General features: G+C 63.4%; 1 protein-coding gene. It reads left to right on the top strand.

The annotated features are described in order from the left end of the window. Window positions 1–620 (top strand): aminotransferase class III-fold pyridoxal phosphate-dependent enzyme (locus tag P3G66_RS31840; RefSeq protein WP_276117888.1); only part of this gene is annotated, 620 nt, incomplete at both ends.

Raw genomic sequence — 620 nt, 5'->3', positions numbered from 1 at the left:
GTCGGCTGGGACGATGCGAAGAGCCTGCTCGAGTTGATCGAGAAGATCGGTGCGAACAAGATCGCGGCGTTCTTCGCGGAGCCGATCATCGGTGCGGGTGGGGTGTATCTGCCGCCGGAGGGGTATCTGGCGGAGGTGCGTGACATCTGCCGTGAGCACGACATTCTGTTTGTCGTCGACGAGGTGGTGACCGGTTTCGGCCGGATCGGTGGTGAGTGGTTCGCGTCCACCCGTTTCGATTTGCAGCCCGACATGATGACCACGGCAAAGGGTTTGACGTCGGGTTATGTTCCGATGGGTGCGGTGTTCATCGCGCCGCGGGTGGCGGAGCCGTTCTATGCGGGTTCGTGGTGGCGCCATGGGTACACGTACGGCGGGCATGCCGGTGCTGCTGCGGCGGCGATGGCGAACCTCGACATTCTCGAGCGTGAGAATCTGCTCGCGGAGTCGAAGCGTTTGGAGGCGTCGTTGCATACGCATCTGCAGCCGTTGGCGGAGCATCCGCGGGTGGCGGAGGTTCGTAGTGGGCTCGGTGCGGTTGCTGCGGTGCAGTTGGCTGATCCGGCGGAGGCGTTGCCGTTTGTGAAGACGCTTCGTGAGCACGGTATTTCGGGTCGCGC

Source organism: Rhodococcus sp. C3V, assembly GCF_029269915.1.
Classification (GTDB): domain Bacteria; phylum Actinomycetota; class Actinomycetes; order Mycobacteriales; family Mycobacteriaceae; genus Rhodococcus_F; species Rhodococcus_F qingshengii.
The sequence above is the reverse complement of the archived record's forward strand: the minus strand, read 5'-3'. Positions and strand labels throughout refer to the sequence as shown.